This is a genomic window from Umezawaea sp. NPDC059074, assembly GCF_042738955.1.
Taxonomy (GTDB): Bacteria; Actinomycetota; Actinomycetes; order Mycobacteriales; family Pseudonocardiaceae; genus Umezawaea.
This window is the reverse complement of record NZ_JBHYHC010000068.1, coordinates 1-26,510: the sequence shown is the minus strand read 5'-3', so window position 1 is coordinate 26,510 and position 26,510 is coordinate 1. Positions and strand designations below refer to the sequence as shown.

General features: G+C 73.5%; 27 protein-coding genes. 9 read left to right on the top strand and 18 right to left on the bottom strand.

Annotation, left to right across the window (positions count from 1 at the left end):
* Positions 1-142: 142 nt before the first annotated feature.
* The 4 genes from gntD to ACFWW9_RS27600 all read right to left on the bottom strand — a co-directional run bounded on the left by gntD (position 143) and on the right by ACFWW9_RS27600 (position 3,696).
* A complete protein-coding gene (gene gntD / locus ACFWW9_RS27615) occupies positions 143-1,171 on the bottom strand; it encodes a guanitoxin biosynthesis L-enduracididine beta-hydroxylase GntD (RefSeq protein WP_390383836.1) in 1,029 nt (342 codons plus the stop codon).
* A 2-nt stretch (positions 1,172-1,173) separates the two neighbouring features.
* Positions 1,174-1,392, bottom strand: a complete 219-nt coding sequence (locus tag ACFWW9_RS27610) for an MbtH family protein (RefSeq protein ID WP_390383834.1) — start codon at positions 1,390-1,392, stop codon at positions 1,174-1,176.
* 14 nt (positions 1,393-1,406) lie between these two features.
* Positions 1,407-2,174 carry a hypothetical protein gene (locus tag ACFWW9_RS27605; protein WP_390383832.1) on the bottom strand — a complete coding sequence of 256 codons (768 nt, stop codon included), beginning with the start codon at positions 2,172-2,174 and terminating at the stop codon, positions 1,407-1,409.
* Positions 2,175-2,937: 763 nt separating this feature from the next.
* A complete protein-coding gene (locus ACFWW9_RS27600; RefSeq protein WP_390383830.1) occupies positions 2,938-3,696 on the bottom strand; it encodes a TetR/AcrR family transcriptional regulator in 759 nt (252 codons plus the stop codon).
* 57 nt (positions 3,697-3,753) lie between these two features.
* On the opposite strand from ACFWW9_RS27600, the gene ACFWW9_RS27595 reads away from it, so the two are divergent.
* Complete coding sequence (locus ACFWW9_RS27595) at positions 3,754-4,629, top strand: alpha/beta hydrolase (protein ID WP_390383828.1); 876 nt, start codon at positions 3,754-3,756, stop codon at positions 4,627-4,629.
* On the opposite strand, the gene ACFWW9_RS27590 is transcribed toward ACFWW9_RS27595, so the two are convergent.
* Positions 4,601-5,539, bottom strand: coding sequence for a helix-turn-helix transcriptional regulator (locus ACFWW9_RS27590; RefSeq protein ID WP_390383826.1), 939 nt, complete (start codon positions 5,537-5,539; stop codon positions 4,601-4,603). The two genes, ACFWW9_RS27595 and ACFWW9_RS27590, sit on opposite strands and share 29 nt — an antisense overlap.
* A gap of 166 nt (positions 5,540-5,705) precedes the next feature.
* Between ACFWW9_RS27590 and ACFWW9_RS27585 the strand changes: the two genes are divergently transcribed.
* Together ACFWW9_RS27585 and ACFWW9_RS27580 are read left to right on the top strand one after the other, a co-directional pair.
* Positions 5,706-6,152 (top strand): response regulator, encoded by a 447-nt coding sequence (locus ACFWW9_RS27585; RefSeq protein ID WP_390383824.1) that lies wholly within the window; start codon positions 5,706-5,708, stop codon positions 6,150-6,152.
* A 15-nt stretch (positions 6,153-6,167) separates the two neighbouring features.
* Positions 6,168-6,860, top strand: a complete 693-nt coding sequence (locus ACFWW9_RS27580) for a response regulator transcription factor (RefSeq protein ID WP_390383822.1) — start codon at positions 6,168-6,170, stop codon at positions 6,858-6,860.
* Here the strand turns inward: ACFWW9_RS27580 and ACFWW9_RS27575 are convergent.
* Genes ACFWW9_RS27575 through ACFWW9_RS27560 form a run of 4 tightly spaced genes read right to left on the bottom strand, consistent with a single transcriptional unit; the run spans position 6,857 to position 11,335 of the window.
* Positions 6,857-9,487: an FtsX-like permease family protein gene (locus tag ACFWW9_RS27575; protein ID WP_390383820.1), complete on the bottom strand. Its 2,631-nt coding sequence runs from the start codon at positions 9,485-9,487 to the stop codon at positions 6,857-6,859. The genes ACFWW9_RS27580 and ACFWW9_RS27575 overlap by 4 nt on opposite strands.
* A complete protein-coding gene (locus ACFWW9_RS27570; RefSeq protein ID WP_390383818.1) occupies positions 9,484-10,122 on the bottom strand; it encodes an ABC transporter ATP-binding protein in 639 nt (212 codons plus the stop codon). Before ACFWW9_RS27570 ends, ACFWW9_RS27575 begins: the two co-directional genes overlap by 4 nt.
* On the bottom strand, positions 10,119-10,772 hold the full coding sequence (locus ACFWW9_RS27565; RefSeq protein WP_390383816.1) for an ABC transporter ATP-binding protein: 654 nt from the start codon (positions 10,770-10,772) through the stop codon (positions 10,119-10,121). Before ACFWW9_RS27565 ends, ACFWW9_RS27570 begins: the two co-directional genes overlap by 4 nt.
* The gene (locus ACFWW9_RS27560) at positions 10,769-11,335 is read right to left on the bottom strand and encodes a hypothetical protein (RefSeq protein ID WP_390383814.1); all 567 of its coding nucleotides are present in this window, start codon (positions 11,333-11,335) and stop codon (positions 10,769-10,771) included. The genes ACFWW9_RS27565 and ACFWW9_RS27560 overlap by 4 nt, the downstream gene beginning before the upstream one ends.
* Positions 11,336-11,427: 92 nt before the next feature.
* On the opposite strand from ACFWW9_RS27560, the gene ACFWW9_RS27555 reads away from it, so the two are divergent.
* Positions 11,428-12,678: an ATP-binding protein gene (locus ACFWW9_RS27555; RefSeq protein ID WP_390383812.1), complete on the top strand. Its 1,251-nt coding sequence runs from the start codon at positions 11,428-11,430 to the stop codon at positions 12,676-12,678.
* A gap of 320 nt (positions 12,679-12,998) precedes the next feature.
* On the opposite strand, the gene ACFWW9_RS27550 is transcribed toward ACFWW9_RS27555, so the two are convergent.
* Positions 12,999-13,385, bottom strand: a complete 387-nt coding sequence (locus ACFWW9_RS27550; RefSeq protein ID WP_390383810.1) for a BlaI/MecI/CopY family transcriptional regulator — start codon at positions 13,383-13,385, stop codon at positions 12,999-13,001.
* Positions 13,386-13,479: 94 nt separating this feature from the next.
* On the opposite strand from ACFWW9_RS27550, the gene ACFWW9_RS27545 reads away from it, so the two are divergent.
* Positions 13,480-14,133 (top strand): phosphatase PAP2 family protein, encoded by a 654-nt coding sequence (locus ACFWW9_RS27545; protein WP_390383808.1) that lies wholly within the window; start codon positions 13,480-13,482, stop codon positions 14,131-14,133.
* Positions 14,130-14,966, top strand: a complete 837-nt coding sequence (locus ACFWW9_RS27540; protein WP_390383806.1) for an undecaprenyl-diphosphate phosphatase — start codon at positions 14,130-14,132, stop codon at positions 14,964-14,966. Before ACFWW9_RS27545 ends, ACFWW9_RS27540 begins: the two co-directional genes overlap by 4 nt.
* Here ACFWW9_RS27540 and ACFWW9_RS27535 read toward each other — a convergent pair.
* Both ACFWW9_RS27535 and ACFWW9_RS27530 read right to left on the bottom strand, forming a co-directional pair.
* Positions 14,963-15,619, bottom strand: a complete 657-nt coding sequence (locus ACFWW9_RS27535; protein WP_390383804.1) for a response regulator — start codon at positions 15,617-15,619, stop codon at positions 14,963-14,965. The two genes, ACFWW9_RS27540 and ACFWW9_RS27535, sit on opposite strands and share 4 nt — an antisense overlap.
* Positions 15,616-16,755, bottom strand: coding sequence for a sensor histidine kinase (locus ACFWW9_RS27530; RefSeq protein WP_390383802.1), 1,140 nt, complete (start codon positions 16,753-16,755; stop codon positions 15,616-15,618). The genes ACFWW9_RS27535 and ACFWW9_RS27530 overlap by 4 nt, the downstream gene beginning before the upstream one ends.
* A gap of 131 nt (positions 16,756-16,886) precedes the next feature.
* On the opposite strand from ACFWW9_RS27530, the gene ACFWW9_RS27525 reads away from it, so the two are divergent.
* A complete protein-coding gene (locus tag ACFWW9_RS27525; protein ID WP_390383800.1) occupies positions 16,887-17,447 on the top strand; it encodes a class I SAM-dependent methyltransferase in 561 nt (186 codons plus the stop codon).
* Here ACFWW9_RS27525 and cydC read toward each other — a convergent pair.
* From cydC to ACFWW9_RS27495, 6 genes are all read right to left on the bottom strand, one after another.
* Positions 17,352-18,989 (bottom strand): thiol reductant ABC exporter subunit CydC, encoded by a 1,638-nt coding sequence (cydC, locus tag ACFWW9_RS27520; RefSeq protein WP_390383799.1) that lies wholly within the window; start codon positions 18,987-18,989, stop codon positions 17,352-17,354. The two genes, ACFWW9_RS27525 and cydC, sit on opposite strands and share 96 nt — an antisense overlap.
* The gene (cydD, locus tag ACFWW9_RS27515; protein WP_390383796.1) at positions 18,986-20,557 is read right to left on the bottom strand and encodes a thiol reductant ABC exporter subunit CydD; all 1,572 of its coding nucleotides are present in this window, start codon (positions 20,555-20,557) and stop codon (positions 18,986-18,988) included. Before cydD ends, cydC begins: the two co-directional genes overlap by 4 nt.
* Positions 20,554-21,309, bottom strand: a complete 756-nt coding sequence (locus ACFWW9_RS27510; protein WP_390383794.1) for a cytochrome d ubiquinol oxidase subunit II — start codon at positions 21,307-21,309, stop codon at positions 20,554-20,556. Before ACFWW9_RS27510 ends, cydD begins: the two co-directional genes overlap by 4 nt.
* A gap of 9 nt (positions 21,310-21,318) precedes the next feature.
* Entirely contained in the window at positions 21,319-22,566 is a 1,248-nt protein-coding gene (locus tag ACFWW9_RS27505) for a cytochrome ubiquinol oxidase subunit I (protein WP_390383792.1), read from the bottom strand.
* Positions 22,567-22,664: 98 nt separating this feature from the next.
* A complete protein-coding gene (locus tag ACFWW9_RS27500) occupies positions 22,665-23,330 on the bottom strand; it encodes a response regulator (protein WP_390383791.1) in 666 nt (221 codons plus the stop codon).
* The gene (locus ACFWW9_RS27495; RefSeq protein WP_390383779.1) at positions 23,327-24,439 is read right to left on the bottom strand and encodes a sensor histidine kinase; all 1,113 of its coding nucleotides are present in this window, start codon (positions 24,437-24,439) and stop codon (positions 23,327-23,329) included. The genes ACFWW9_RS27500 and ACFWW9_RS27495 overlap by 4 nt, the downstream gene beginning before the upstream one ends.
* A 334-nt stretch (positions 24,440-24,773) precedes the next feature.
* On the opposite strand from ACFWW9_RS27495, the gene ACFWW9_RS27490 reads away from it, so the two are divergent.
* Together ACFWW9_RS27490 and ACFWW9_RS27485 are read left to right on the top strand one after the other, a co-directional pair.
* Positions 24,774-25,544 carry a phosphatase PAP2 family protein gene (locus ACFWW9_RS27490; protein ID WP_390383777.1) on the top strand — a complete coding sequence of 257 codons (771 nt, stop codon included), beginning with the start codon at positions 24,774-24,776 and terminating at the stop codon, positions 25,542-25,544.
* On the top strand, positions 25,541-26,485 hold the full coding sequence (locus ACFWW9_RS27485) for an MBL fold metallo-hydrolase (protein WP_390383775.1): 945 nt from the start codon (positions 25,541-25,543) through the stop codon (positions 26,483-26,485). The genes ACFWW9_RS27490 and ACFWW9_RS27485 overlap by 4 nt, the downstream gene beginning before the upstream one ends.
* The last annotated feature ends 25 nt before the right edge of the window (positions 26,486-26,510 follow it).

Sequence of the window (26,510 nt, the reverse complement as noted above, 5' to 3'; positions counted from 1 at the left end):
GGTTTGGCCACCTGCCCCCCCCCGGGGGGGGGGGCGTGTGCGCTCGCCCGGGGGGTCCCCCCCCGCCCGTTTGGTTGGGGCGCGCGGGGGGGCCGGCACCCAATTCGTCCGACACCGCGCGGCGCCCCACCGGCCACTCGGATCAGAAGATCACCCGCGACGCGGCGGACAGCCGCAGCGCGCGCGACTTCCGCAGGTCCCGAGCGATGTTCAACCGGCGCAGCCACCGGTCGGTGCCGTCGAACCGGGCGCGGAACGGCTTGCGCCCGTGCACCATCCGATAGTTGTCGATGAAGCAGATGTCACCGGGCCGCAACGCGACCCCCGTCATCGCCGCGTCGACGGCCGCCCCGAGCTTGTCCAGCGCGGCCTGCTCCGGACCGTCGTGCAGGTCGCGCATGTAGAACGGATCCACCCGCACGTAAGGGGAATCCGGACTGCCGAACAGCACCGCGACCGGCCGCGGTGACGCCAGCGCGCTGTCCACCCGCTCCCGGCTGCGCTGCCGCAGCCGCTCCACGCGGGGGTCGCCCCCCGCCGCGCCGACCTGGTTGGCCGAGCGGTGGGAGTCGTCCGGGAGGATGAGGAACCGCTCCTCGAACAGCATCGCCCTCGTCGGCTCGTCGAGCTCGGCGTCGGCGATGTCGGCGACCGTGGTCTCCACCCCGTCCGGGTTGCGCAGGCACATCAGCCCCAGGTAGTCGGTGCGCATCGGGTGGTACGCGTCCTCCGTGTGCCACGCGAGCAGTTCACCGCTGCCCCAGCCGATCTGCTCGTGCGCGTGCTCGGCCATGGGGAAGATGTCGTGCATGATCCGGCCGTCCTGCTGGGTCGCCCACCCGATCGGCTCCCCGAGCAGGCACGCCACCAGGAAGAACGCGAAGTCGTGCGCCGACGTGGACGTGCTCGTCCGCTTGTCCTTCCACTGCGAGGGCGTCGGCCCCAACTCCTCGTCGCGCACGGGCAGCCCGGACAGCACGAACAGGCCGGACTCCTCGGCGAGCCGGAAGTCGTTCACCGCGAGGCGCAACGACCTGGGCAGCTCGTCGGCGCACGTCCTGGACTCGCGCTGGAACTCCGCGGACTCCACCGTGCCGAAGCGGTCCGACAGCTCGGTCACCAGGGCTTGCACGGCCTTGACGTCGTCGTCGGTCATCGTCACAGCCCGCACGGCTACCCCTCGCCCTCCATCGCGTCGACGAGGCTCTTGGGCCGCATGTCGGTCCAGTGCTCGTCGACGTGCCGCAGTGCCGACGGGCGGTCGGTCTCCGCGAGCGAGACCGTCCACCCCTCGGGCACCTCGACGAAGGCGGGCCACAGGGAGTGCTGGCCTTCGTCGTTGACGAGAACGAGGTACCGGCCGTCGGGGTCGTCGAACGGGTTGGTGCTCATGGCTCTCCCCTCCATCAGGCGCACAGTTCGGTGAGTTCGGTGGCTGCCCCTCGGCTTTCGAGCAGGGCCAGCCCCAGCGGTGTGAGCACGTGCAGCGCGGTGTTGCGGTTGCGGGCGGTGGTCACGAGTCCCGCCTTGCGCAGCACGGTCGCGTGCTTGCTAGCGCCCGCGAGGCAGATGCCCAGCCGCTCCGACAGCTCACCGGTGGTGCAGCCGTCGGCGAGCGCCCGCAGCGCCGCCGCGCGGGTGTGCCCGACCAGCGCGCTGAGCGCCTGGTCACCCGATCCGCCGACGCCCCACAGCTCGGTCGCGGCGGCGGCGTCGATCGGCACCGAGACGATCAGGGCGGGCAGCCCCGTCTCCCGTTCCCGGTCGAGCACCACGCAGCTCTTGCCGTGCAGGAACAACGACAGCGCGAGGACGAACCCCCGGCCGTCGAGGTACACGTCGCGGTCGGGTTCTCCCGGCACCTCCAGCACGGGCAGGTCCCAGTGCAGCTGCGGGTGCAGGTTCGCCAGCAGCCCCTGCACGCCGTTGGCGATCTCGATCCGCCCCCAGGTGTCCCGCGTCAGCGTCAGGTGCCGCCGCACCCGGTGCCAGTACGGCACGACGGCGACCTGGCAGAAGTCGAACACCGCTTTCGCGGCGTGCTGCCTCGCCTGGTCGTCCAGGGCGGCCAGCTCGTTCTGCCGCTCCAGCAACCAGAGCGAACTCGCGAGCGGAACGACCGACCTCGACCACTTCTCGGCGTCACCGGCCCGGTCCCCGAGCCGCTCACGCACCCCCTTCCTCCAGTCCCTGAAGTGGGCCGTCCCCTGTCGCCCGTACAGGTCGAGGGCGAAAACACTCTCGGCGACCGGCCCCAGACTGGTCACCATCCGTAATCGCGCCAGATCCTCAGCAGTGAAGTGAACGCGCAACGCACTATCCCCCTTTTGATCTCCTCACGACGTCGTCAGCAGCACCGTGCGCACGCCAGGTCGACGTGCGTCGACACGGCACTTCCCCCACCCGTGCCGCTACGGCGGCACGGGTTCTGATCACGTACGCGGAAACCGCGCCTGCGACGTCCGCGCACCCCCAGGTTCGAGAAGACGTCTCGCAGGGCCTGAACAGGCCTTTGCCCGATTGGTGTACCAGACCGTTCGCGGCTGCGGAACACCCTGGCCGTGGAATATGAATTCATGGGTTCCAACGGCGGAAAGCGCGTAGTCCGTCCGGAGTCAGCTCAATCGGAACGGCAAATGAATGTCCGACGCCGGCCGAAAAATGCGGAAAACAGGGTCGCCCGTGCCATTATTCCAGCCTCGGCACGAATCGACAGGAAATCGATCGAAGCAGGGCACGCAGCGTGTGCCTAACGGCGCGTACGGTCACCCTCGCGGAAAGGCAGGATACGCGCCCGCACGTTCGTCCCGCCGCCCAGGAAGGCAAGCCGAATCGACTTCATGTTCGTCGGGAACCAATCCTGACGGCTCCGCACCGAATAGCCCCTCCGCGATAACCGGCGCAATCCGCCCGACCGGACAGGAAAGCGACCACCGGCTACGGGCGCGGGGCGACCGAAGCGCCGTCGAGGAGGAGGCGCACCGCCTGCCCGAGCCGCGCGCGGGCGGCGCGTTCCACATAGCCCCGCGAGCTGTCGGGCTCCTCGTCCGGAACGGCGGCCGTGGTGCGCACGCTCAGCGGGAACCGCAGGGCGAAGTCGGGCACGACCTCGGCCATCGCCGTCGACTGCTCGCCCCACCACTGCTCGTCGCTCTTCCCGGTGGCCCGCTCGGCGTGCCGGGCGTCGGCGATCAGGCGGCCCGCGTTGCGGCACAGCGCCAGCAGCGCCGAGGCGACCGCCCCGTCCCACGGCGGGAGCAGGTCAAGCGGTCGCAGCCGCCGGAGCAGTGCTTCGAGGACCTCCTGCTCGTGCGGGCCGAGCACCGGGCGCGACCACGAGAGGTCGGCCAGCCAGTGGTGGCTCGCGTACAGGTCGGTCAACGCCTCCGCCCACCCCTGGACCTCGTCGCCCCGCGGCGCGAACTCCGCATGAGCGGCGTCGTACATCAACCGCAGCAGCGTGTCCTTCCCGTCCACATAGGAGTACAGCGCCATCGGGGTGCGGCCGAGGCGCTCGGCGACCAAGCGCATCGACAGCGCCGGACCGTCGCGGTCGTCGGCGACCTCGATGCCCGCCCGCACGATCTCGGCCAGCGTGAGCTGCGACTTCGGCCCCGGACGCGGTCCGGTCGGCCGCTCCGGGCTCCACAGCAGCCGGAGGAGCCCCGTGTCGTCGATCCCGCCCTGCCTCGCCATGCGTCTCTTTATACCGTAGAGTATTAATACCTTACGCCGTAGACCATTGGAGCCGACATGGCCGAGTTCGTCGCGACCCTGCACGACGGGACGACACTGGCGGGAACCGTCGAGGGGTCCGGACCAGCGGTGCTGCTGCCCGTCCGGACGGCACCCCACGACGCCGCGACCGCGGAGGGGATGCGCCAGTGGGGCGCGGACCCCGACCTCGGCGCGACGCTCGTGCACGGTCTCGCCGACCGGTTCCGGGTGGTCGCCGCCGACTACGAGGGCCACCGCCTGGCGCACCCGGCGGCCGGGACGCTGACGCCGGACGCCCTCGCCGCCGACCTGCTCGCCGTCGCGGACGCGGCCGGGGCGGACCGCTTCGCCTACTACGGCTACTCGTGGCTGGCACTGGCGGGCCTGCACCTCGCCCTCCACACGGACCGCCTGTGGGGCCTGGCGATGGGCGGCTACCCGCCCGCGGGCGGTCCGTACCGGGCGATGCTCGCCGTGACGCGAGCCGCCCACGAGAAGGCGCTGGTTCCACAGGAACCCGTCGACGGCCCCGTGACCCCCGGCGACTGGGACGCCGCCGGGATCACCGTCGGCGCCCAGGTGACGGCGCAGTTCGTCACGCTCTACGAAGCGCTCCAGGACTTCGACGACACGACCGCCCAGCGGGAGGTGACCGTGCCCCGCCTCGCGTTCGCGGGCAGCGAGGACGCCATCACCTACGGCCCCGGCTGGGGCGACACGGTGGTCGAGATCGCCCCGCCGCTCACCCGCCACCGCGCCGAGCTGGTCGCCCAGGGCTGGGACGTCGAACTCCTCGACGGGCTCGACCACATGAGCGCCATGCACGGCGGGAACGTCCTGCCGCTCCTGCGCCCCTGGCTGCTGGCCAACGCCCCGGACGCCGCTACTCGACGTGGTGGAGCACGGTCGTGAGCCGCCAGTCGACGGTGCCGTGGTCGATGGTCGCGTGCACGGGCGACCCGGCCATCTCCCCGGTGATGCCCGCCGCGCCGGACTCGGCGTCGGCCATCGAGTCGTAGGCGACGACGTCGACGACCGTGCCGTCGGCCGCCTCGACGATCCGCCGCCACCGGAACCCCGGCCGCCGCCTGAGGTACTCGTCGATGTCCGCGTTCGCGGCGACGAAGTCGGCGGCGCTCAGTCCGGGCGCGGGCCTGAGGGTGGTGATCTCCAACGTTTCCGGCACGGCGGGTTCCCGGAAGTCGGCCGACTCCCCGCTCAACTCGGCGACCAGGTCCCGGATCCGCCGGTCGTCCGGGAAGTACCCGGCGTTGAGGCGCAGGGCGTGCACGGTGGCCGAGGCGAGCTTCTCCCACTCGGTGAACACGACCGGCGCCTGCGGGTGGCGGAACAGCACCCGCAGCATGTTGTCCGGCTCGCCGAACGGCGACAGCAACGCGGCCGCGACCGGGTTGACGGCCAGCAGGTCGAACACCGGGCTGAGCACGTAGGCCGCCGACGCCGGGAACGACTCCAGCAGCGCGAGCAACGACGGGTGCACCACGTCCCGAACACCGAGCGCGGGCGGGAGCGGCGTCAACCCGGCGATCCGGTAGAGGTGCCCCCGCGCGTCCGGGTCGAGCAGCAACACCCGGCTGATCGCCTCCAACACCTGCGCGGACGGGTTCCGCTCACGCCCCTGCTCCAGCCGCGCGTAGTAGTCGCCGCTGATCCCCGCGAGCACCGCGACCTCCTCCCGCCGCAACCCCGCGACCCGACGCCCGCTCCCCCCGGCGGGCAACCCCCGGTCGGTGGGATCGATCGACGCCCGGTGCGCGCGCAGGAACCGACCCAGTTCGGTGACCGTCGGCGAAGACCCCATCAGTCCAGGTTAGACGGACCGCCGACGGTGTTCCAGGGTGCGCCGCTCCCCCCGTCGGCGAGCCGTCGGAGGACCCGTGACAGGTCACGCACACCGATGTTCTACAACCCTGTAGATTGACTGGACGGCGATCGGCGCCCGCCACCGGGAACAGGAGCACGTCAGGATGAGGAATCCCGCCCCCACACCCGTCGACATCCTGTTGGTGGAGGACGATCCCGGCGACGAGCTGCTCACGCGTGAGGCGTTCGAGAACGCGAAGGTGCGCAACACGCTGCACGTCGTCCGGGACGGGGTCGAGGCCTTGCGGTTCCTGCGGCAGGAGGAGCCGCACGCGCGGGCGCCCTTGCCCGACCTCATCCTGCTGGACCTGAACCTGCCCCTGATGGACGGGCGGGAGGTCCTCTCGCACATCAAGGCCGATCCGCGGTTGCGGCCGATCCCGGTCGTGGTGCTGACCACCTCCGAGGCCGAGGCCGACATCGCCGCGAGCTACCACCTGCACGCCAACGCGTACGTGACCAAACCGGTGGACCTGGACGCGTTCGTGAAGGCGATCGGCAAGATCGAGGGCTTCTACCTCGCCGTCGTCGAGCTCCCCCGCGCCCGATGACGGCCCCGCGCTGAGATGGCGGTGCTGCTGGTCGTCGAGGACGACGAGACCATCGGCGGGGCGCTGCGGGCCGGGTTGGCCGGGCAGGGGCACGACGTGCGGTGGGAGCGGACCGGGCGGGGCGCGGTGAAGGCCGCGCGGCGCGGGCCGTTCGACCTGGTGCTGCTGGACCTGGGGTTGCCCGACGTCGACGGCGTGGACGTGTGCCGGGAGGTGCGCGGGCTGCTGCCGGGCTGCGTGCTGGTGATGGTCACCGCCCGCGCCGAGGAGATGGACGTCGTCGTCGGTCTGGAGGCGGGCGCGGACGACTACCTGGCGAAACCGGTGCGGTTGGGCGAGTTGCTCGCGCGGGTCGGCGCGCACCTGCGCCGCGGCGGGCACCGCGCCGAGCCCGTGCGGGCCATCGGCGACCTGGTCGTGGACGGGGCGGCGCGGCGGTGCACGGTGGCGGGTCGGGAGTTCCCGTTGCGCGCCAAGGAGTTCGACCTGCTCGCGCGGCTGGCCGCCGAGCCGGGGGTCGCGGTGAGCCGGGAGGCGTTGATCTCCGACGTGTGGGACGAGCACTGGTTCGGGTCGACGAAGACGCTCGACGTGCACGTGGCGGCGCTGCGCAAGCGGATCGCCGAGGCCGCGCGGGACTCGGACCGTCCGGTGAGGACACCGACGATCGTCACCCTGCGCGGCCACGGCTACCGGCTCGACCCCTAGAGCTCGCGCAGCACCTCCACCGCGGGGCGGCGGGCGGCCGAGGCCGCCCAGACGGCCGTGCCCAACAGCGCGGCGAGCGCGCCGAGGCCCAGTGCCGCGAGGTAGCCCCACGGGACGGCGAGCGCGGCGGGCGGTGGGTCGAAGACCCCGGCGAGCACCCGCACGAGCAGCCACGACAACACGAACCCGAGCACCGCCCCGGCGAGCAGGCCCGGCACCGCCAGCACCGAGGCCTCGGCGAGCACGATCCCGCGCAGCCTCCTCGGGGTGCAGCCGAGCGCCGTGACGATGGCGGCGCTGCGACGGCGTTCCGCCAGGCCCAGTGCGAGCACCAGGCCTCCGGCGGCGACGGCCAGCGCGAACGCGAACACCAGTTCCACCCGCGTGAGGCCGTCGAGGTCGACCGCGGTCAACGACGACCCGACGACCCGGCGGGTCGAGGCGATGTCGGTCACCGCGGCGGTGGGGCCGAGTTCGGCGCGCACGCGGGCGGCGATGGCCTCGACGTCCTGGCCGCCGGTGTCGACCAGGAACGAGCCGACGGCCTTGCTGCCGGTCATCCTGGCCACGTAGTCGGCGTTGGCGACCAGGAAGCTGTCCTTGGGCGCGGTGGGGAACTCCTTGGCCACGCCGACGTAGCTGAACGGCACGGCGATCGGGTCCGGGCTCGTGGGGCTCTGCAACCGCAGGGTCAGGTGGTCACCAGGTTGCAGGGCGAAGTCCTTCACGGTCTCCGCGCTGACCAGCAGGGCGTCCGGTTGGGCGTGGAGCCGGGCCATCAGCTCGGTGGCGGTGCCGCCCGCGAAGTAGGCGTCCTGCAACGACGTGGCCGCGCCGATGGTGTCGGCGCGGACGCCGTAGAGGTCCTGGAGGTCGGCTCCGACGTAGGCGAACCGGTGTTGCACCGGTTCGACCGACCGCACGCCCGGCAGGCCCGCGAACCGGGTCGCCAGCTCGGGTCCGGCGGTCGAGGACGGCGGCTGGGTCACCGTGACGTCACCGCCGTTGGTGAGCCGGGCGTCCACTTCGGACTGCTGGGCGTAGGTGGCGTTGAACACCGCCGTGGAGGCGGCGAACGCGAGCGTCAGGGCGAGCAGCACGATCGACCGCGCCAGTGGGCGGCGCTGCCGCGACAGGGTGGCCGCCACGATCTCGGCGAGGCCACCGGTCATCGGCCGCACCGAGACCTCCACCAGACGGCGGCCCCGCACCAGGAGCAGGTCCGCCAGCCGCCACACCAGCAGCGCGGCGCCGCACCAGAGCAGCGCCGGACCGGCGAACGCCCAGTAGGACACGGAGATGCTCGGCACGCCCTCCGGGGCCAGCACCAGCTCGTACCCGGTCCGGGTGGTCGCGGCGAACACCGCGGCCGCGGCGGCGAGCAGCACCAGGTCGACGCCGAACCGCAGCCACCCCGGTCGTGACCGCCGTCCGACCGGGGCGCGAGCGGCGGCCACGGTGGACCGGCGCAGGTCGGCGCGGGCGGGCAGCACGACGGTGGCCGCGGCGACGCCGAGCCCCGCGACCACCGCGACGAGCGCGGTCACCAGGTCGAGCCGCGCCGCGCCGAACACCTGGTGGCCCACCAGGAGCGCCAACGCCGTGCCCAGCACCGCGCCGAGCACGCCGATCACCGCGGCCTCGGTCGCGGCCAGCCTCAGCAGTTGCCCCGAGGTCGCGCCGCGCGTCCGCAGCAGTGCCTGTTCAGCACGTCGGCGACCCGCGCCCGAGGCCACCACCGCGGCGGTGACCAGTGCCGCGAGCACCGCGCCGGGCGTCCCGAGGAAGAGAAACAGGGCTCGCGCGTACGCGGCGTCCTTGCGGGCCGCGTCCAGCACCGCGCCCAGGTGGTCGTCCACCAAGGCCCCTCCGCTCGTCCTGGCCTCCAGGTTGTGCGCCGCGGCGGTGATGTCCACGTACGCCGTCGCCGGGTCGGGCGCCAGGTCGTGGCTCACGGCCACGTGCAGCTGGGTCTCGACCAGGTCCGGCCTGGACGCCGCGAGCGGGTCGAACGTGGTGTGCCACAACGGTTCCGGCAGCAGCAGGACGTTGTCCGGTGGCGCGGTCGCGGTGGCTCCCGGCCGGTGGAACAGGGTGTCGGCCTGCGGCAGCTCGACGATCCCGTCGACCCGCACGGTGACGGGGTCGAGCCCGGCGCGGGCGATCCGCACCTCGGTTCCGGGCACGGCGTGCAGGTTCGACGCGGTCTGCTGCGCCAGCAGGACACCGTTCGCCGTGCCGGTGAGCAGGCGGAACTGGCCGGGGAACGTGGACGTGTACCCGGTGGGGACGCCGAGCGCGTAGCCGGGGCCGGTCGTGTGCTCGCCGTCGGCGACCGTGGCGGACAGGCCGGTGGAGCGGCCGAACCCGACCGGCAGGACGGCGGTGACGCCGGGGGCGGAGCGGGTGGCGTCGAGGACGGCCCCGGCGTCGGCTCCGGGTTGCGGCAGGACCTGCCAGTCGACCGCGACGGTGCTCGCCGCGCGCTGGGTCATGGTCGCCTCGGACGTGACCAGGAACATCTGCAACGACGCGAGCAGCCCGACGGCCGCGGCGACGCCGACGGCGGCTCCGAGCAGGCGGCCGGACCGGCGGCGCAGGACGGCGACCAGCCAGGTGCGGGTCACCGGTCGCCCCCGGTGAGCAGAGCGCCGTCGCGGACCTGCCACCGCTGGGCGAAGTGCCGTGCCACCAACGGGTCGTGGGTGCTCACGACGAGCGCCGCGCCGATCTCGTCCGCGGTGCGCAGCAGCACGGAGACGACGTGGTCGGCCGCCCGGTGGTCGAGCTTGCCGGTCGGCTCGTCGGCGATGATCAGCCGCGGCCGCTGGGCCAGCACCCTGGCCACGGCCACGCGCTGGGCCTGTCCCCCGGACAGCTCCTCGGGCAGCTGGTCCGCGAGGTCGTCGAGGTCGAGCAGCCGCAACGCTTCCAGGGCTCGGGCGCGGGCGTCCACCGGGGGAACTCCTTCCAGCAGCAGCGGGGTCATCGTGTTCTCCACGACGTCGAGCGCGGGCAGCAGGCTCGGGCCCTGGAACACCACCCCGACCGTTCCCCGGCGGGTCAGCGTGCCCGCGGTGGGCGTGTCCAGGCCCGCCATCAGGTGCACGAGCGTCGACTTGCCCGACCCGGACGGGCCGGTGATCGCGATGCGCGCGCCGAGGTCGACGTCGCAGTCCACCCCGTGCACGGCGACCACGGCCGTGTGCCCGGCGCCGAACGTGCGGGCCACCGACCGGCACGACACCAGCGGCTCGCTCACGCGACCACCCGACCGTCGAGCAGCTCGACCACCCGGTCGGCGGCGCGGGCGACCCCGGAGCTGTGGCTGGCGACCAGGACCGCGCCGCCCGCGTCGGCGAGCCCGCGCAGCAGGCGCAGCACCAGTTCCTCGGTGTCGCCGTCGAGTTCGCCGGTGGGCTCGTCGGCCAGCAGCACGGTCTGCGAGCCCGCCGTCGCCACCGCGAGCGCGGCCCGCGCGCTCTCCCCGCCGGACAGCGTGCGCGGCAGGGCGTCGGCGCGGTGGGCGATGCCCGCGGACTCCAGCACCGACGCGATCGGCGTGCGGGACCGGGCGAGGCTCCGGACCAGCCGCACGTTCTGCCGGACGGTCAGGTGGTCGAGCAGGTTCCCGGACTGGAACACCACGCCGATGTGGCGGGCGCGCATCCGGGCCCGCTCGGGTTCGGGGCGGTGGCTCAGCCGCTCGCCCGCGACCCGGACCGTCCCGCCGTCCGGTTCGTCGACGCCCGCGAGACAGGCCAGCAACGTCGACTTGCCCGAGCCGGAAGGCCCGGTGACCACGACGAACTCCCCCGCGTCGACGCTGAGCGACACCCCTTGCAGCGCAAGGGTCTCCTCGTCGCCGGTGTGGAAGAACCGGTAGAGCGACCGGGCGTCGAGCGCGGTCACTTCGACCAGCTGAGCGAGTCGGTGACGGTCCGCCACGGGTCGACGTTGTCGGAGCCCTTCGGCGCGGCGAACGTGAGCACAACGGACTGTCCACTGTGGAAGTACTCGTAGCGCTCGAGGTCCTGCGCCACGGACTTGCCGGTGACCGGGTCGGGCGCGGAGTCGGCGTGGTAGGTGAGCACGACGACGTCGCCCGCCTTGCGCGTGGCGGCCTTGACCGTGTCCTCCTGGAAGCCCTTGGCCGACGAGCGGAGGCCGGGCAGCACGGTGTCGCGGACCGAGGCGACCGTGGGGGCCGAGGCGGCGGCCCGCTGCTCGACGTGGATGCTGGTGAGCTTGTCGGTGAAGGTCACGTCGGCGCCGTCGCCCGAGCGGCTCCAGCCCTCCGGGACGGACACGGTGAACAGCCCGCCGGTCGGGGTGAAGGGGACGAACGCCTGGTTGTCCGGGATGTCGCCCACCGGGTTGTCCTCCGCGGTGGTGCCGGTGGGGGTGCCGGAGGAGCAGGCCGTCACGGCCAGCAGGAGGAACGCGGCGGGGAGCGCGCGACGCCAGGGGATCATGGACCCGACGCTAGGACGGGCCCGGTTAGCGCTGTCCCTCGTCAGGGTTAGCGGAGGGCAAGAAGTCCCCCGCGGCGGGCACACTGGCCGTCATGCGCAAGCGGATCGTGGCCGTGGCCATGCTCGCCGCGGTCCTGGCGATCACGCTGTTCGGCGTCCCGCTGGCACTCGGCGTCTCCTTCGCCTTCCGCGGCGACGAGGTGGGCGAGCTGGAACGGCTGGCCGACCGCACGGCCATCGCGGTGGCGGGCGACCTCGCGTCCGCGGGCGACCCGGTGGAGCTGCCCGCCGCCGAACCCGGCACCCACCTGGCCGTCTACACCGCAGAAGGCGCCCTGCTCACCGGGGACGGGCCGCCGTCGGTCACGGCGTCCCCGGACATCGTGACCGTCTCCGACGGGCCGGACCTGGTGGTGGTCGTGCCGATCGCGGACAACGACCACCTGCTCGGCCTCGTTCGCAGCGCGTCGCCAGCCGGTGTCGTGACCACGCGCACCCTGGTGGCGTGGGCGTCGATGGCCGGGCTGGCGGCGGTGGCGCTGACCGTGACGTGGCTGCTGGCTCGTGCGCAGGCCCGGCGGCTGGCCCGCCCGCTGGAGGACCTGTCGACCGCGGCGGGACGACTGGGCGACGGCGACTTCACCGTGCGCGCCCGGCCCGGCGGGATCGCCGAGATCGACGACGTCGGCGCGTCCCTCGACCGCACCGCGGCCAGGCTGGGGGCGCTGGTGGACCGGGAGCGCACGTTCTCGGCCGACGCCTCGCACCAGCTCCGGACGCCGTTGGCCGGGCTGCGCCTGCAACTGGAGGCGGCCGGGTCGCCCGCAGCCGCGCTGGAGACCGTCGACCGCCTGGACCGGACGGTCGCCGACCTGCTCGCACTGGCGCGCGACGTGCCCCGCGACCGCGACCCGGTGGCGGCGGTCGACCTCGTGGCCGGGGTGCGGGAACGGCGGCACGGCGACCTCGCGCGGGTGGGACGACCGCTGCGGGTCGTGGTCGCGCCGGACGCCCCCGCCACGCTCGCGTCGGCCGCCGCGGTGCGACACGCGCTCGACGTGCTGCTCGACAACGCCACCGTCCACGGCGCGGGGGCCGTCACGGTCTCGGCGCGCGAGGGCGTCGCGGGCGGCCTGGTGCTGGAGGTGGTGGACGAGGGTCCGGGGCCGCCGGAGGGCACGGACCTGTTCGTCCGCCGCACGGAAGGCGCGACCGGTCACGGGATCGGGCTGGCGCTGGCGAGGTCGTTGATCGAGGCGGAGGGCGGCAGGCTACTGCTCGCGGACACCGGGCCGACCACCTTCCGGATCCTGCTCCCAACGCAAGACAACGCCGAGCGCTAGCCCTCGAACGCGAGCAGCCGGCTCAGAGAGCGGCACGCTAGTGCTCGCAGGCACCACACCAACCACCTTCCGACTCCTGATCCACGCAGGATGACGACCCGCTTCACTCCTCAGGCCGACAGGCGGCGCGGAGCCCGACAGACTCTGTTCGCGGGCACCACGCCGACGACCTTCCGCGTCCTGCTCCCGACGCGGGACGACGACCCGCGCTAGCCCTCGGACACGAGCAGGCGGCAAGAAGAGCGGCGGGCTGCTCTCCTCGCGGGCATCGCGCCGACCACTTTCCGCGTCCCGCTTCCGGCCCAGGACGACGCCGGGGGTTAGTCCTCGGACGCGAGCAGGCGGCGCAGGAGCAGTTCGTCCTCATCGGACAGGTCGCTCACGAATCGCGCCAGCACCGTCTCGCGGTCGGGGCCGCCCGCCAGTACCTGGTGCATGTGCTTCGCGGTCAGCCCCGACTCGTCGGTGACCGGCGTGTAGGCGTAGCCGCGGCCGACCGGTTCGCGGGACAGCACGCCCCGGCCGTGCAGGCGGGCCAGTGTGGTGGCCACGGTGGTGTGGGCGAGGGCCGTGCTGAGGCGTTCGACGACCTCGCCGGGCGTGAGGGGGCGGCCGGAGGCGTGCAGCAGGGCCAGCACCTCGGCTTCCAGGTCGCCGTTGCCCCGGCGCTTGCCGCCGGGACCGGACGGCTGGTCGACGGCTCCCACGATCGCCCTCCCTCGTCGGCTATGGTTATCTTCTATTCGCGAATAGAAGATAACTCCTCCCGCCCAAGCTTCCCACGTCGACCGGGGATGTCCCATGCTCACCTCCGCACGCCTGTGGCCCCGCGTCCTGTCCGCGGTGGTGTTCGGGACGCTGCTCGCGATCCTGCTGTGGCGCACCACGGGCACACCGTTCCAGGTGGACGGCGAACTGCACGCCTGGGTGCTGTCCCACCGGCCCCAGTGGGCCTCGCGCGTCGCGATCGCGGTCACCGTCACGGGCAGCGGAGCACCCGCGTACGCTCTGGCAGCGTTCGCGGGAGCCGTCATCGTCCGGGCCCGCCGGTGGATCGGAGGCCTGCTCGGCGTGGCGGCGTTGCTCTCGGCACAACTGCCGCGCACCCTGCTGGTCTCCGCCGTGGCCCGACCCCGTCCGCCGCGCGCGGACTGGGCGTGGGACGCGAGCGGGTTCGCCATGCCGTCCGGCCACACCACCACCTCCGCGGTCGTGGCCGTCCTGCTCGTCGTCGCCGCGCGGGGCCGGTGGCGGTCGTGGTGGGTGGCCGCGGCGGCGCTGTGGGCCGTGGCGGTGGGCGTGAGCCGCGTCTACCTCGGCGTGCACTGGCCTACCGACGTCGTGGGCGGGTGGCTGCTGGCCGCCTGCTGGACGAGCGTCGCGGCGGTCGTCGTCGTTCTGCTCCGACGCCGGGACTCCGGCGTCGTCATCACCAGTGAAAGGCAGCGCACGTGAGCGCGATCAGCATCGGACAGGCCGTCGTCCTGGGCGTGGTGGAGGGGGTGACGGAGTTCCTCCCCGTGTCCTCCACCGGCCACCTCAAGATCACCGAGGGCCTGATGGACATCCCGGTCGACGACAAGGCCGTCGTCGCCTTCACCGCCGTCATCCAGGTCGGGGCCATCGCCGCCGTGCTGGTGTACTTCTTCAAGGACATCGTCCGCATCGTCGGCGCGTGGGGCCGGGGTCTGGCCAACCGCGAGCAGCGCGTGCACCACGACTACAAGTTCGCCTGGTGGGTCATCTTCGCGACGATCCCGATCGTCGTGGTGGGCCTCGCGGCCAAGCCCCTCATCGAGGGCACCCTCGCCTCGTTGTGGGTCGTGGCCGGGTCGCTGATCATCGGCAGCGGCCTGATGTGGGCGGCGGACCGGATCGGCAAGCGCACCCGCGGCGAAGCCGACACCACCCTCAAGGACGCCATGCTCGTCGGCTCCTCGCAGATCCTCGCCCTGCTGTTCCCCGGTTTCTCCCGCTCGGGCGCGACCATGTCCACCGGCCTGATCCTCGACCTGGACCGGGTCGCCGCCACCCGCCTGTCGTTCTTCCTGGGCATCCCCGCCCTGACCGGCGCGGGCCTCTACGAGCTCAAGGACGCCCTCGGCGCGGGCGTGGACGCCGCTCCCCTGGTCGTCGGCACCATCGTCTCGTTCGTCGTCGCCTACGCCTCCATCGCGTGGCTGCTCAAGTTCGTCGCCAACCACACCTTCAACGCCTTCGTGATCTACCGGATCATCATCGGCGTCCTGCTGTTCGCCCTGCTCGGCTCCGGCGTCCTCACCGCCTAGCCCCCCGCGCGCACCAGGCCGACCTCGTAGGCGAACACCACGGCGTGGACCCGGTCGCGCAGCCCGAGCTTGCCCAACACCCTTCGCACGTGGGTCTTCACCGTGGTCTCGCCGATGTGCAACGACACGGCGATCTCCCGGTTGGACCTCCCCCGCGCGATCAGCCCGAGCACGTCCTTCTCGCGCTCGGTCAGCACGTCGAGCCTCGTGACGTCGACCGCTACCCGGCCACCGGCCAGGTAGCGGTCGAGCAGTCTCCGCGTGACCGACGGCGACACCATCGCGTCACCGCGCAGCACCCCGCGCACCGCCACCAGCATCTCCTCCGACGGCGCGTCCTTCACCAGGAACCCGCTGGCACCGGCGCGCATCGCGGCGTAGGCGTGCTCGTCCAGGTCGAACGTCGTGATCATCAGCACCCGCACGTCCGGCAGCTCGGCGCAGATCCGCTCGGTCGCCGCCACCCCGTCGAGCACGGGCATCCGCACGTCCATCAGCACCAGGTCCGGCCGCAGCTCGCGCGCCGCGGCGACCGCCTCCGAGCCGTTCGCGGCCTCGCCAGCGACGACCAGGTCCTCCTGGCTCTCGATGATCATCCGCAGTCCGACGCGCACCAGCTCCTGGTCGTCGCACAGCAGCACCCGGACGGTCACGCGGACTCCCCGACCGGCAGCGTCGCGCACACGCGGTACCCGCCGCCCGGCAACGACCCGGCCTCCAGGGTCCCGCGGTACATGTCGACCCGCTGCCGCATCCCGGCCAGCCCGCGCCCCGACGACGGCAGCACCGCCGCCGGTGCGCCGGGCACGCCGGTGTTCGTCACCTCGACGCGGATCTCGCGCGTCCCGAAGGCGACGGCCACCCGGCCGGTCGCGTCGGCGGGCGCGTGCTTGACCATGTTGGTCAACGCCTCCTGGACGATCCGGTACGCGTGCAGCGCGGCGCTCGCGGGCAGGCCGTCGCCGTCGCCGACCACGTCGAGCCGGACCGGGCGGCCGACCCGGTCGACCAGGTCACGCAACCCGGCGACCGTCGGTTGTGGACCGCGGCCGTCCTCGCCCGCGTGCAGGACCCCCAGCAGCCGCCGCAGGTCGGCGAGCGCGTCCCGGCCGACCCGGCCGATCGTGTCGAGGGTCCGGACGACGGCGGCGGGATCACGGGCGAGCTTCGCCCCCTCGGCGTTGAGCACGATGACGCTCACGCTGTGCGCCAGCACGTCGTGCAGCTCGCGGGCGATCCGCGTGCGCTCCTCGGCGACCGCCGCCCTGGCCAGCGCCCGGTGCTCGGAGACCTCCAGAGCGGCCCGCCTGCGCTCCTCGGCGACGAGCAGTTCCTTGGCGTGGAAGAACTCCCCGAACGCCCACGCCGCCAGGTGCAGGGACAGCTTGCTGACGACGACCACTGCCGCGAGCTGGTCGGCGGGCCCCCAGGCGACCGCCCACACCACGTCGAGCCCCACGACACAGCCGACGACGAGCGCGGCGAACCTCCGGTCGCCGCGCTTCACGAGGGTGAACACCACGACCGCCAGCGCCAGTTCGGCCCGTCCGCGATCGTGCGCCCACACCTCGCGGGAGTACGTCACGGCCGCGCCCGCGACGATCAGCGCCGCCGCCGTGCGCGGGACGTGGCGGCGGACCAGGAGCGGCAGCAGCACCAGCACCGGGACCACCTGGACCGTCCACGGGCCGTCGCCGACCAGATCCGGGGTCACCACGGCGAAAACGGCGTACAGCGGGAGGTCCGCCGTCCACCGGTGCCCGCGCGCCCACACCACCAACCGCCTCATGCCGCGACGGTAGTGCGGGGACTCCGCCCGGTGCGTCGTCCCGCGGTAGGGCTCGGGTCCTCCCGTGGGAGGACGCGGCGAGCCGGTCGGGAGGATTCGCGGTTACCCCGGCCGTTCCTAGCGTCGCGGTCATGTCGATCACCGCGGAATTCCTCCGCCACCCGCTGCTCACCGGAGCCGTCGCCGCCAGCTCGCCCCGACTCGCCAAGGCGATGACGGCGGGCCTGGGCTTGGAGGGCGCGCGCCGCGTCGTCGAACTCGGTCCCGGCACCGGCGTGTTCACCGAAGCCGTCCTCGCCCTGCTCTCCCCCGGCGCGGACCTGGTCGCGGTGGAGATCAACCCGCGTCTGGCCGCACCGCTGCGCGCCCGATTCCCGCGGGCGACCGTCGTCGAGGGCTCGGCGGAAGCGCTCGCCGACCACGTCACGGCGCCGGTCGACGCCGTGGTGTCCGGTCTGCCGTGGACGGCGATGCCCGCGGCCAAGCAGGACCGGATCCTCGACGCGGTGACGTCCGCGCTGGCGCCGGACGGGCGCTTCACCACGTTCGCCTACGCCCACACCGCGTGGACGCCACCGGCCCGCCGCTTCGCCGCGTCACTGCGGAGCAGGTTCGCCGTCGTGGAGCGGAGTCCGGTGGTGTGGGGCAACCTGCCGCCCGCGTTCGTGTACCGCGCGGCACTGGCCCTCTGACAGGACCTCCGACAGCCAGAGGTCCCGGTACGGGCCGGGGCGGTCGACGAGCACCCGGTGGGGGCCGCGGTCGACGACGCGGCCCTCGTCCAGGACCAGCACCTCGTCCACCAGGTGCAGCGGGGCGAGGCGGTGGGTCACGACGATCGTGGTGCGGCCCGCTCGGGCGGCGAGGACGCCGGACAGCACCGCGTCGGCCAGGTCGGTCTCCAGGCCCTCCACGGGTTCGTCGAGGAGCAGCACCGGCGGGTCGGCGAGCAGGGCCCGTGCCAGCAGGAGCCGCTGGCGTTGGCCGCCGGACAGTTGCCCGTCGCTGTCGATGTCCCACGACGGCTCGTGCCAGCCCGCGAGGCGCAGCGCCTCGGCGATCTGGGTGTCCGTCGCGTCCGGACGGGCGAGGGTGAGGTTGGCGCGGATCGAGGTGCGGAACACGTGCGCGTCCTGGGTCAGCGCGCGGGACGGCGGCAGGGCGGCGGTGCCCTCGTGGGGCGCGGTGAGGCCGGCGAGGACGTGCAGCAGCGTGCTCTTGCCCGCGCCGCTGGCTCCGACGACGGCCACAGACCGGCCCTCGGCGATGTCCAGGTCGACGCCGTCCACAGCGGGCCGGTCGTAGACCACCCGAACGCCGCGCAAGGAGATCGGCCCAGGGCGGGTCGCCGTCGTCACGGCGTCCGGCGCGGCCAGCACGGCACGGGTCCTGGCCGTGGCGGGGCGGAGGTCCACCAGTCGTCGAGCGGCCTCGACCAGTGGCAGCACGGCGTCCACGGCCGCCGCCGCGGTCAGGCCGAGCACCGCGACGAGCACAAAGTCCGCACCCGACCGCACCGTCACCAGGACCACCGCCGCCGCGGTCAGGCCCTGGACGAGCACCCCGGCCGCCGCCGTGAGACCGCTGACCAGGGCGACCGACCGTTCGGCGGCGGCCAGGTCGGCGGCGTGGCCCCGAGCCCGGTCACGGGCCGCGTCCACGGCCCCGAACACGGCCAGGTCGTCCGCACCGTCGACGAGGTCGAGCGCGGCGGACGCGAGCCGCGCCCGTGCCTCGGCCACGGCGGACCCGCGGGCGGTCCACGCGGCCACGGCGGGCAGCAGCACCCCGCCCAGGACCAGCCCCGCGGCCAGGACAGGTGCCGTGGCGGGCAGCAGGACGACGGACACCGTGATCGTGGCGGCGCTGACGGCGACCGCCGTGGCCGCGGGCAGCAAGCAGCGGATCAGCAGGTCCTGGACGGCCTCCGTGTCGGTGACGAGCCTGGTCAGCAGGTCGCCGTCGCGGTAGGTCGCCCGTTGCCGCACGAGCGCGTCGAACAGCGTGCCGCGCCGGGCGGCGGTGGCGCGCAGCGCGGCGTCGTGACCGGTCAGCCGCTCCACGTAGCGGAACGCGCCCCGGCACAGCGCGAACCCGCGCACGGCGACGATCGCGAGGCCGAGCGCGGCGATCGACGGCTGCTGGGCGGCGCGGGTGATCAGCCACGCGGCCGCCGCGGTCAGGCCCACGGCGCAGAGTTCGGCCAAGACCGCGAAGAGGACGGCCCGCTTCATCGGACCCGACCGTCCGCGAGCACGACCACGCGGTCGGCGACGGCCAGCAGCGCCGGGCGGTGCGCCACCAGCACGGCGGTGCGCCCTTCGAGCAACGCGGTCGCGGCCGCCACCACGTGCTCCTCGCTGCCCAGGTCCAGCCGGGCGGTCGGTTCGTCGAGCAGCACCACGGGCGCGTCGCGCAGGTAGGCCCGTGCCAGGGCGACGCGTTGGCGCTGTCCCGCCGACAGGCCGGTCCCCCGGTCGCCGAGCGGGGTGTCGTAGCCGGAGGGCAGGTCGGCGAGGAAGTCGGCGTGCGCCGCCCGTGCCGCCGTGCGGATCGCGGCCCGCGAAGCGTCGGGCGCGCCGAGGCGGATGTTGTCGGCGACGGTGCCCGCGAACAGGTGCGGGTGCTGCGGCAGCCACGCGAGCCGCCGTCGCCACGCGGCGAGGTCCACGGCGCGCAGGTCGACGCCGTCGACGAGCACCCGGCCGTGGTCGGGGACGACCAGGCCGAGCAGCACGCGCAGGAGCGTGGACTTGCCCGCGCCGCTCGGACCGACGACCGCGACCCGCTCGCCGGGGCGGACGGTCAGGGTCACGCCGTCGAGCGCTGGCCGGTCCCGGCCGGGGAACCGCACGGTCACGTCCTCGACGCGGATCTCCCCCGGCCACCGGGGTTCCCGCACGCCCACCGGGTGGCGCGGCGGTTCGGCCAGCGCCGTCCGGGCCTGCTCCAGGGCGGCCGTGCCGTCGGCGCCTGCGTGGAACCGGGTGCCGAGGGCCCGGATCGGCCCGAACACCTCCGGGGTGAGCAGCAGGACGACCAGCGCCGTCGTGAGGTCCACCCGACCGTCGAGCAGCCGCAGCCCGACCGGCACGGCGACCAGCGCGACCGACAGCGACGACACCACCTCGAGCACCAGGCCGGACAGGAACGCGATCCGCAGCGCCGCCGCGGTCGCCCGACGGTGCCGGTCCGCCACCTCGCGGATCACCCGCGACTGGTGGGCGGTGCGGTCGAACGCGCGCAACGTCGACAGGCCCGCGAGGACGTCGCGGAAGTGCCCGCCCAGGTGTTGGAGCCGCGCCCACCTCGCCGCCGTCGCGTCACGGGTGCGTAGTCCGATGAGGACGCCGAAGACCGGCAGCAGCGGCACCGTCATCAGGACGATCACCGCGGAGGTGGGGTCGGTGAACGCCAGCTGCGCGAGGACGAGCACGGGCACGACCGCCGCGCGCGCCAGCTGCGGCACGTACCCGGCGAGCGAGGCGTCGAGCGCGTCCAGCCCGGTGCCCAGCAGGGTGCTGAACCGGCCGCCGTCCCGCTGCCCGTCCGACCGCTCCACCAGCCGCCCCCGCAACGCCTCCTTCACGTCCGCTGCCGCCCGCCGGGCAACGGACTCGGTCACTCCCGTGAGCGCGGCGCGCCCGCCGACCGCGAGGGCGAACCACAGCAGCGGCACCGGATCGAGGTGGGCGATCGCCTCGGCGAGCAGCCTGGCCTGCACGATCACCAGTCCGCCGTGGGCGGCGGCGAACACCACCAGCAGCACGAGGACGCGGCGCGGCAGTTCGCGGGCGCTCACAGGTAGGCCGGCTTCACGACGCGGTGCCGGAACGTCCACCACACCCACGCCTGCGGGGCCAGCAGCACCGGGGTGGCGAGCACGAGCGGTGGCAGCAGGAAGGCCAGCGTGGCGTGGTCGGCGACGAGCGACGCGGGCGCGAGCCGGAGGCCGACGAACAGGCCGAGCACCACGAGCCCCGCCGACGTCAGCGCCAGCAGCGGCCCTTCACCGACCGGGCCCGCGAGCCGCCGGACGCGGTCCCGCGGCGGCCCGGTCAACCGGACGGAGGCGAAGGCCAGGCCGTGCGCGCCGAACAGGGCGGCGACCACGAGCGCGCCGATCGGTCCGGCGGACGAGCCCACCAGCACGTCCGTGAAGATCACGCCCCAGCTCAGCGCCACGGCCCAACTGCCCGCGACGATCGCCGTGTCGCAGGACGCGCGCCACCGGTGGCCGTCCACTCGACCGCGCAACCACAACCCCGTGTCCCGCACCACCCACCCCACCAGCAGCACGACGAACGGGGCGAAGTACTCGTGCAGCAACGCGCTCTCCAACGCCGGGAACGCGCCCGCGAGGACGCCCACGGTGGCGACCAGCCACACCTCGTTGCCGAGGAAGAACGGGGCGATGGCGGTGACGACGAGCCTGCGCTCACGGGAGTCGCGGGCGAGCAGGGGCAGGACCATGCCGGTCCCGATGTCGGACCCGCCCAGCACCAGGTAGCCCAACGCGAAGAAGCCGAGCACGGCGACGGCGACGATGTCCACGTCTCCTCCTCAGAAAGTCGGTGCGGGAACGGGCTCGTGGTCGTCCACCGGCGGCCCGAGGGCGACGCTGTCCGGACCGCGCCGGGCGTACCGGGCCAGCAGCCAGTAGTTGACGACCGCGAGCGCGGCGAACAGGGCGGTGAACGTGATCAGGGACGTCCTCATCGCGAGCGGCGTGAGGTCGGAGACGGCGTCGCGGGTCCGCAGCAGCCCGTAGACCACCCACGGCTGGCGGCCGGACTCGCGGAACACCCATCCCGCGACGAGGGCGACGAACGGCAACGGGATCCCCGCCAGCACAACGAGGAGCCGCTTGCGGGCCGTGGCCCTACCTCGCGTGGTCAGCCCGACCAGGACGACGACGACCATGGCCACCCAGCACGCCATCATCACGATGCCCGCGTTGGCCCAGAACGCCGACGGCGCGTAGTCGCCGGGGCCGAACCGGCCGACCGCCTCGCCTTGCAGCTGGGTGATCTTCGCCAGGTCGCCGTCGAAGACCGCGCCCTTGAGCGGCTGGGTGTCGTCGATGACGCCGAAGTGCAGGCTGCCCAGGTAGACCGTGACCGGCAAGGCGATCAGCGCGGTGACGAGTCCGAGGCGCAGCGAGCGCTGGAAGAACTCGGACGCCTCGCGCCGCAGGTGGTACGCGCTCACCCCCGCCATCACCAGGCCGCCGGTGACGAGCGAGCCGCCCAGGACGTGGCCGAACGCCACGACGGCGCTCGGGTTGGTCAGCACGGCCGCCGCGTCGGTGAGCTTGAGGACGCCGTCCACGACCTGCGAGCCCACCGGGTGCTGGAGGAACCCGTTGGACACCATGATCCAGTACGCCGAGGCGTAGCCGGTGAGCGTGACGACCCAGATGGTCGCCAGGTGCGCCCACCGGTTGAGCCGTCCCCAGCCGAAGATCCACAGGCCGAGGAACGTCGACTCCACGAAGAACGCGGTCAGCGTCTCCAGCGCGAGCGACGACCCGAAGACGTTGCCCGCGAAGTGGCCGAGCCCGCCCCAGTTCAGGCCGAGCTGGAACTCCATCACGAGCCCGGTGACGATGCCGACGGCGTAGTTGACGACGTAGAGCTGTCCCCAGAAGCGCACCATCCGCTCGTGCACCGGGCTGCGGGACAGCGTCGCTCGCGTCTGCGCGTAGGTCACGAGGGTGGCCAGCCCGAGGGTCAGGCCGACGAACAGGAAGTGGGTGGCCGCCGTGAGCGCGAACTGCGCACGGGCCAGGTCGAGGGTGTCTGCGTCCACACCGGGAATGGTGGGTGGGAGGTGGCGTCCCGGTCGTCAGGCCGGTGGGGGCACCGGGGGTACATCCGCCGGGGTACCCGACGCCGGTGCCGTACCCCCTAGGACAGCCACCCCGGAGTGACCACACCGGACTCGTAGGACAGCACCACGAGCTGGGCGCGGTCGCGGGCGTCGAGCTTGGTCATGATCCGGCTGACGTGGGTCTTCACCGTGGCCGGGCTGAGGACGAGCCGGGCGGCGATCTCGTCGTTGGACAGTCCTTCCGCGACCACGGCGATGATCTCGCGTTCGCGGGCGGTGAGGACGTTCAGGCGTGGACTCGGTTCCGGCCGCCTGCCGCGCGACACGACGTCCGCGATCAGCCTCCGGGTCACCGACGGCGCGAGCAGCGCGTCGCCGCGCGCGACGACCCGGACGCCGTTGATCATCTCGCTCGGTTCGGTGTCCTTGAGCAGGAACCCGCTCGCCCCCGCCCGCAGCGCCCCGTACACGTAGTCGTCCAGGTCGAACGTCGTCAGGATGACGACCTTCACCCCGGACAGCCGCGGGTCGGCGCACACCTGGCGGGTCGCCTCCAGGCCGTCGACCTCCGGCATCCGGATGTCCATCAGCACGACGTCCGGCCGGAGTTCACGGGTCAGGCGCACGGCGTCGGCGCCGTTCGCGGCCTCGGCCACGACCTGGATGTCGGCCTCACCGTCCAGGATGGACCGGAACCCGGCCCGCACGAGCGTCTGGTCGTCGACCAGCAGGACGCGGATCACCCGCGCTCCAGCGGAAGTCGTGCGGTCACCCGGAACCCGCCGTCCGGGCCGCCCGCGGCGACCAGGTCGCCGCCCAGCGCCTTGGCGCGCTCCGCCATGCCGTGCAGCCCGCTGCCCTGCCCCCGAGCCCGTCCCACGTCGCCCCGCCCGTCGTCGTCGACCACCACGCCCACGTCCTCGGCACCGTAGCGAAGCGTGATCACCACCGCCGAGGCGGCGGCGTGCCGCGTCACGTTGGTCAGGCTCTCCTGCACGATGCGGAACCCGGCCAGCCCCACCTCGGGCGGCACGGGCCGCGGGTCGCCCTCGATCCGCACGGTGACGGCGAGCCCGGTCGCCCGCGCGACCTCCGCCAGTTCCGCCACCCGGTCGAGGTCCGGCGCGGGGGCCACCGGCGCGAGTTCGTCGGCCTGGCGCAGCAGGCCCAACGTGGTCCGCAGCTCGCGCAGCGCTTCCTTGCTCGCGTCCTTGATGGCCACCAGCGCGGCCTCCGCCGCCTCCGGCCGGTCCGCCAGCCGGTGCAGGGTCGCGCTCGCCTGCACGTTGATCAGCGAGATGTTGTGCCCCAGCACGTCGTGCAGCTCGCGGGCGATGCGCAGCCGCTCCTCGGCCGCCTGCGACCGGAACTCCTCGTCCCGCCGCTCCAGCACCTCCCGCAGGTACGCCCGCCGGTTGTACACCACCGCGCCGACCGCTCCCGCCGCGACGAACCACCCGGCCAGCAGGAACGGCGCGGCCAGGTCCAGGTTCGGCATCTCGTGGCCGTGCCCGAGGAACGCGAACGCGAGCAGCGCCACCGCGGTCAACACCACCACCGTGACGAGCTGCGCGTTGGCCGCGACCGTGTAGAGGGCGATCACCAGCGCGGGCCACACCACCGCGTCGACCTCGCTCGCCGGGTAGTAGACGACGCACGCGGCCAACGTCACGACGGCCACCGCCACCGGGAAGCGGCGGCGGAAGCACAGCGCGACGCTGCACAACCCGGCCACGACCCACCCGAGCACGTCGAGGTGCCCCCACCCCCACCAGGCCACCGCCACCAGGGTCGCGGCCGCCAGCACCACGTCCGCCCACGGCGGCACCAGGGACCTCTCGACGGCTTCCACGAGGCCAGCGTAGGTGCGGCGAGCTGCCACGGCGGCGCGGAACCACCCATCCACATCCACGGTGGTACGCCCACGCCCGCCGCCTACGACCGGGGAGGTACGACCGGGGTCGGCGATCAGGCCCTCCGCGCCGCCGGATCCGGCGCTCCGCGATCGTCACCACGCGGGTCGCCCCCTCGGGTTCTCATCCAAAACCCCGAAGATCTCTCATCGTGCTTTAACGATGCCCCGACATCGTCGACAACGTGGCCACAATCCCCCTCACCGCGCTGCCGACCAACCGCCTCGCCTCCGCCGACGGGCACGCCGAGATCGTCGGAGGAGCGGTTCGCCCGTGGTGAACCCGACCGCGACCGCGGGCGCCAGGTCCGCGTTGGCGCTCGTGTCCCTGGCACTAGTCGCGGTCCCCTTCGGCCTCCTGCTGGTCTTCGTCCAGGGCCGGTGGCCACCGCTCCAGGCGGTCGACGAGGGCGCCAGGGACGACCTGCACCGGTTCGCCCTGGACCACACCGCCTTCACCACCGTCATGAAGGCGTTGAGCACCCTGGGCTCCGCGCCCGTGTACCTCGTCGTGTTCGCGGTGATCACCGGGTGGCTGCTGCACCGGCGCCAGTTCCGGCTGGCCGCGTTCACCGCCGTCACCGAGGTGGGCGGCGCGGTGCTCAACGAGATCGTCAAGACCCTCGTCCACCGAGCCCGCCCGATCGTCACCGACCCCGTCGCCCACGCCTCGGGTCTCAGCTTCCCCAGCGGCCACGCCCAATCGGCCGTCGTCTCGTTCTCCCTGCTGCTCCTGCTGTTCTGGAACGGCCTGACCCCCGTGTGGCGCCGGGTCGCCACTACGGCGGCCGCGGCGGTGGTGCTCGGCATCGGCCTGTCCAGGATCGCGCTGTCCGTCCACTACGTCTCCGACGTGCTGGCGGGCTACGCCCTCGGCGCCGCCTGGATCGTCGCGATGACCGCCGCGTTCACCGCCTGGCACACCGAGCAGCGACCATACCGGGACGGTATCGGCAGGTCCGATCAGGTGTTGGACCCCGGCGCGCGACCGGAGTCCACTGAGGAGGCGACCAGCAAGCTCTCGGAAGGGCACGACACACCATGACCTCCCTCTGGACCGCCGCGGTGCTCGCGGGCGTCGGCGCCGTGCTCCTCGCGGTCCGCTCGTTCCGACCCTCGCCGCTCCCCGCACCGCCGCCGTGGACGGATCCCCTGCCGGACGCGTCACCACCGGCCGAGATGGCGATCCACCAGCTCCCGACCGGCACGTACGAGAACCGGGCCGTCCTGGCGTACCGCGGCGGGTCGTTCGGCGACCTGCGGAAGTTCGCGGCCACCGCCGTGCTCGTCCAGCACCCGGCGGGCGACCTGCTGATCGACGCCGGGTTCGGCGCGAACGTCGACGAGCACATCGCGACCATGCCGTCCTACCGCCGCTCCCCGCACGAGCTGGGCGCCACGGTCCGGGACCAGTTGGCGGCGCGGGACTACGACCTGGCGCGGCTGCGGGGCGTCGTGATCACCCACGCCCACTGGGACCACGTCAGCGGCGTGCAGGACCTCGACGTCCCGATCTGGCTGAACGACGCCGAAGGCCGGTACGTCGACCGCGCCAAGGACGCGGCCGTGTTCCGGGACGTCTCACGCCACCGCGAGATCCACCGCTACGCGTTCGACGGACCGCCGTACCTCGGCTTCCCGAGCAGCCACGACGTCCACGGCGACGGTTCGGTGGTCATCGTGGAGGCGGGCGGCCACACGGACGGCTCCGTCGTGGTCTTCGTCGCCCTCCCCGACGGCCGCCGGTTCGCGTTCATCGGCGACCTGACCTGGCAGATGGAGGGCGTGACCCTCCGGGCGGAGCGACCGCGGCTGCTGCGGGTGCTCGCGGACGTCCAGCCGGAGCGGGTGCGCGACGGCCTCCTGCGGGTCATCGCCCTGGCCGACCGCGTGCACGTGGTGCCCGCGCACGACGTGCGCGCGTACGACCCGATTCCACTGTGGACGTCCGACGAACGGGTGCCCCCGGCGACCGGCCGGGGATGACGGGCACCGGCCCTGTCTCTTATAC

Excerpts from the sequence above, each read along its gene's own strand:
- ACFWW9_RS27545 (WP_390383808.1), top strand. The coding sequence starts at position 13,480 with ATGCTCACCTCCGCACGCCTGTGGCCCCGCGTCCTGTCCGCGGTGGTG.
- ACFWW9_RS27600 (WP_390383830.1), bottom strand. The coding sequence starts at position 3,696 with ATGGCGAGGCAGGGCGGGATCGACGACACGGGGCTCCTCCGGCTGCTG.
- ACFWW9_RS27590 (WP_390383826.1), bottom strand. The coding sequence starts at position 5,539 with ATGGGGTCTTCGCCGACGGTCACCGAACTGGGTCGGTTCCTGCGCGCG.
- ACFWW9_RS27610 (WP_390383834.1), bottom strand. The coding sequence starts at position 1,392 with ATGAGCACCAACCCGTTCGACGACCCCGACGGCCGGTACCTCGTTCTC.
- ACFWW9_RS27525 (WP_390383800.1), top strand. The coding sequence starts at position 16,887 with ATGTCGATCACCGCGGAATTCCTCCGCCACCCGCTGCTCACCGGAGCC.
- ACFWW9_RS27485 (WP_390383775.1), top strand. The coding sequence starts at position 25,541 with ATGACCTCCCTCTGGACCGCCGCGGTGCTCGCGGGCGTCGGCGCCGTG.
- ACFWW9_RS27530 (WP_390383802.1), bottom strand. The coding sequence starts at position 16,755 with ATGAGGCGGTTGGTGGTGTGGGCGCGCGGGCACCGGTGGACGGCGGAC.
- ACFWW9_RS27560 (WP_390383814.1), bottom strand. The coding sequence starts at position 11,335 with ATGATCCCCTGGCGTCGCGCGCTCCCCGCCGCGTTCCTCCTGCTGGCC.
- cydC (WP_390383799.1), bottom strand. The coding sequence starts at position 18,989 with ATGAAGCGGGCCGTCCTCTTCGCGGTCTTGGCCGAACTCTGCGCCGTG.
- ACFWW9_RS27595 (WP_390383828.1), top strand. The coding sequence starts at position 3,754 with ATGGCCGAGTTCGTCGCGACCCTGCACGACGGGACGACACTGGCGGGA.
- ACFWW9_RS27580 (WP_390383822.1), top strand. The coding sequence starts at position 6,168 with ATGGCGGTGCTGCTGGTCGTCGAGGACGACGAGACCATCGGCGGGGCG.
- ACFWW9_RS27585 (WP_390383824.1), top strand. The coding sequence starts at position 5,706 with ATGAGGAATCCCGCCCCCACACCCGTCGACATCCTGTTGGTGGAGGAC.
- ACFWW9_RS27555 (WP_390383812.1), top strand. The coding sequence starts at position 11,428 with ATGCGCAAGCGGATCGTGGCCGTGGCCATGCTCGCCGCGGTCCTGGCG.